A 3,901-nucleotide genomic window follows, 5' to 3' on the forward strand; every position below is an offset into this window, starting at 1 on the left:
ATCGGTGACGGCACCCAGGCGAAGAACGCGCCGACGCTGTGGAACGTGTACCGCGGCGACGTGACGCACGCCTACTTCAACGCCGACGGCACGTACAACTCCGTGGGCTCGGACGCCACCGGTCCCGACGGCACGACCGCGTACCAGCTGCAGCCGCTCCTGCCGAAGTTCGGTTCGGGCACCCGCAGCTACTTCCTCGGCCAGCTCGGCCTGACCGATGCCTCCGGCTTCACGAGCACGAACCCCTTCGTCTCCGACACCGACGGCGGCAAGCCGATCGAGGAGCACGACGGCACCGCGATCGTCAACCAGACCACGCAGTCGACCCTCGCGATCGCCCCGTTCTCGGTGAGCCAGTGGGTGGCGCAGGCGAACGGCGTCGGCACGGTCACCGACCGCCGCCACGGCGTCCAGCTCGCCGCGCTCAGCAAGGCCGACGGCGCGCAGACCGCCGCCACCACCGGCAGCGGCACGGCCTACGCGACGAACCCCGCGTACGCCGGCTTCGTCCGCGACGTCTACAACATCGTGCCGTCGCGCCTCGCCGACAACCCCTCGAGCGCCATCGCGAAGACCTTCGTCGGCAAGGACTCGCTCGTCTGCAAGCAGACCGCGACCATCGCGGCCTACGGGTTCCTGCCCGAGCCCGCGACGAGCGCGGCGACGACCTGCGGCTACGCCCAGCTCCGCGCCTACGCTCCGTCGCTGAGCACGACGACCCTCTCGGTGCCCGCGACCGCGACCGCCGGCAAGCCCGTCGACGCGACCGCGTCGGTCGAGTCGTTCGGCACCGGTGGCGGCTCCGTCCGCTTCCTCACGGGCTCCACGGTCGTCGGGACCGGCACCATCGCGAAGGGCGCCAAGAGCGTCACCGCCCCGGTGACCCTGCCGGTCGGCACGTCGTCGGTCACGGCGCAGTTCATCCCCGCCCTCGCCGGTGTCGCCTCGAGCACCTCGGGTGCGTCGAACGTCGCCGTGTCCGCCGCGACCACGGTCGCCGTCTCGGTGCCGAAGCTCACCGTCGGCACGACCGCGAAGGCGACCGTCACGATCGGCAACGGTGACGCAGCCGGCGGCACCGTCACGCTGAAGAACGGCACGGAGACGGTCGGTACCGCGAAGGTGGCCGCCGGTCGCACCAGCGCGACGATCTCGTTCGTCCCGAAGCACGCTTCCTACAAGTTCGTCGCCTCCTACGTGCCCGCGTCGACCGGTGGCAGCACCGTGTCGAGCTCGGCCGTGAGCGCCACGGTCGCCAAGGGCGCCCCGACGGTGAAGGCCGGTTCGGTGAAGTCCGTCTCGGCGAAGAGCCACGCGAAGTTCTCCGTCTCGGTGAGCGGTGCGGGCGCGACCCCGACCGGCAAGGTCACCGTGAAGGAGGGCAGCAAGACGCTGACCACGGTCACGCTGACCAAGGGCAAGGCGACCGTGACGCTGCCGCGGCTCTCGGCGGGCACGCACAAGCTGACCGTCTCCTACAGCGGTGACTCGCTGTGGAAGGCCGGCTCGACCTCGGCGACCGCCAAGATCACCCGCTAGTCCCACCCCGTCCGGCCGGCCCGCACGGGCCGGCCGGACCTCCCCGCACCCCGAGCACCCCCACGAACACCCCGACGGACGGACCGATGACGAGCTCGACCTCCTGGCTGCCCCGACCCTCCTGGTGGCCCCCGCGCCGCGCCGAGCCTGGCCGAGGGCGCAGCCGGACCCGGGGACCCGCGCGCACGGTCAGCGGCTGGTCCCAAGAATCCGCCGGCCCGGCCGCCCGAGCGATCCCGACCCTCGGCGAACCCGACCGGTGGCGCTTCGGCGGGTCCGCGGTCGTCGTGCTCGGGCTCCTCCTGGTCGGCTTCGCGCTGCAGTTCACCGGCGTCTCGCAGATCTCGTACGCCCGTGACCAGCAGCTCGCGCTCGACGCCTTCCGCTACCAGCTCGCGAACGCCACCGCCCCGGTCGGCCAGACGGGCACGGACGGCCGACTCGTCCCCGACGGCACCCCGGTCGCGATCGTCCGCGTCCCGGCGCTCGGGCTCGACACCGTCGTGCTGCAGGGCACGACGTCCGACGTCACCCGCTCCGGACCGGGTCACCGCCGCGACACCCCGCTGCCCGGGCAGGTCGGCGCCAGCGTCGTGTACGGCCGTCAGACGGCGTACGGCGGACCCTTCGGCCGGATCGACCAGCTCCGCACCGGCGCCGTCATCACGGCCACGACCGGCCAGGGCACCGCGGAGTACCGCGTCGTCGACGTCCGCCGGTCCGGCGACCACGTCCCCGCGCCCCTCGGCGCCGGTGACGGCCGCCTCACCCTCGTGTCCGGCGCAGGGCTGCCGTTCCTGCCCGACTCGATCGTCCGGGTCGACGCCGAACTCGTCTCGAAGGCAGCCGTGACCCCGACGCCCGCGATCGGGTACTCCTCGCTCGCGCCCGAGGAGCTCACGATGGCCGGCGACGGCTCGGTGTGGCCGTTCCTCGTCCTCGGGCTCGTCGTTCTCGCCGCGATGGTCGCGCTGTTCGCCGTCGGCATGCGGTTCTGGGGCCGCCGGCAGACCCTCGTCGTGGCGGTGCCCGTGGTCCTCGCGATCGGGTTGTCCGCCGCGTCCCAGCTCACCGTCCTCCTCCCCAACCTGATGTGACCGAAGAGAAGACCATGACCGACACCGAAACCCTCCTCGCCGAGTTCGACAGTTGGTTCGGGGACAGCACCCCCGACCGGCCCGGCCCCGCGGTCGCGCCCGCGACGCTCGACGCCCGGTCCGTGTCCGCCTGGTTCGGCGACCACAAGGTCCTCGACCGGGTGTCCCTGACCATGCCCGCCGGCGAGGTCACCGCGCTCATCGGGCCGTCCGGGTGCGGCAAGAGCACCTTCCTCCGGACCCTGAACCGCATGCACGAGCTCGTGCCGTCCGCGTCGCTCGCTGGCGAGGTCCTCCTCGACGACGTCGACATCTACGACGCGTCCCGTCGGATCACCGAGGCGCGCCGCCAGATCGGCATGGTGTTCCAGAAGCCCAACCCGTTCCCGGCGATGAGCATCCAGGACAACGTCCTCGCGGGGCTCGCCCTCACCGGCGTCCGCCTCGACAAGGCGGCGAAGGTCGACCTCGTCGAGGAGACGCTGACGAAGGCCGGGCTCTGGAAGGAGGTCAAGGACCGCCTCCGTCAGCCCGGCGGCGGCCTGTCCGGCGGTCAGCAGCAGCGCCTCTGCATCGCCCGGTCGCTCGCCGTGCGGCCCCGCGTGCTCCTCATGGACGAGCCGTGCTCGGCGCTCGACCCGACCTCGACCCGGCGCATCGAGCAGACGATCACGGAGCTCGCCGCCGAGGTCACGATCGTCATCGTCACCCACAACATGCAGCAGGCGCAGCGGGTGTCGGACCGGTGCGCGTTCTTCCTCGCCGAGGCGGGGACGCCCGGGGCGATCGTGGAGCACGGGCCCACCGCCGCCATGTTCGAGACGCCCCAGGACCCGCGGACCGCGGACTACGTGAACGGTCGCTTCGGGTAGGGGCCGCCACGGTCGGACGGGAGGCGCGGTGCGGGCCCGCCCCGCGCCTCCCGTCCGGCCGTGCTCGCGTCGGACCTGCTCGCGTCCGGCCGCGCGCACCTCCGGGCCTGCCCGCTCCCGCCGATGCGGCGGATTCCCGGCGATGCCGGGTTTGCTGGTGGCATGAGCGCCTTCGTGAGGGACAACCCGCCGGCCGGGGCCGAGGAGCCGGACGCGTTCGGCATCGACCTGGTCGACGGCGACGAACCGGCCGTGCGCATCCTCGTCCGGGGCGAGCTGCCCGCGACGGTGGAGCACGACGGACGGACGTGGGTCGCCACGGACGAGACGCACGACGCAGGGGACGACGGCCCGCCGATCGCGGTGTTCCGCCCGCGGGCCTGACCGTGGCCG

The 3,901-nt window shown here is 73.0% G+C and carries 4 protein-coding genes; all 4 read left to right on the forward strand.

What is annotated here, in order from left to right; translation table 11 throughout:
* Positions 1–1,539 (forward strand): Ig-like domain-containing protein (locus I59_RS06715; protein WP_022903211.1); only part of this gene is annotated, 1,539 nt, incomplete at its 5' end.
* Between the two features lie 86 nt (positions 1,540–1,625).
* Positions 1,626–2,636, forward strand: coding sequence for a sortase (locus I59_RS06720; protein ID WP_022903212.1), 1,011 nt, complete (start codon positions 1,626–1,628; stop codon positions 2,634–2,636).
* 14 nt (positions 2,637–2,650) lie between these two features.
* Positions 2,651–3,508, forward strand: coding sequence for a phosphate ABC transporter ATP-binding protein (locus tag I59_RS06725; RefSeq protein ID WP_031273184.1), 858 nt, complete (start codon positions 2,651–2,653; stop codon positions 3,506–3,508).
* A 162-nt stretch (positions 3,509–3,670) separates the two neighbouring features.
* Positions 3,671–3,892, forward strand: coding sequence for a hypothetical protein (locus I59_RS06730; protein WP_022903214.1), 222 nt, complete (start codon positions 3,671–3,673; stop codon positions 3,890–3,892).
* The last annotated feature ends 9 nt before the right edge of the window (positions 3,893–3,901 follow it).

The sequence above is a fragment of the Curtobacterium sp. B8 genome, from assembly GCF_000333315.1.
Taxonomy (GTDB): domain Bacteria; phylum Actinomycetota; class Actinomycetes; order Actinomycetales; family Microbacteriaceae; genus Curtobacterium; species Curtobacterium luteum.

Bases quoted from the DNA above. Each gene is read 5' to 3' on its own strand.
- I59_RS06725 (WP_031273184.1), top strand. From the start codon at position 2,651: ATGACCGACACCGAAACCCTCCTCGCCGAGTTCGACAGTTGGTTCGGG.
- I59_RS06720 (WP_022903212.1), top strand. From the start codon at position 1,626: ATGACGAGCTCGACCTCCTGGCTGCCCCGACCCTCCTGGTGGCCCCCG.
- I59_RS06730 (WP_022903214.1), top strand. From the start codon at position 3,671: ATGAGCGCCTTCGTGAGGGACAACCCGCCGGCCGGGGCCGAGGAGCCG.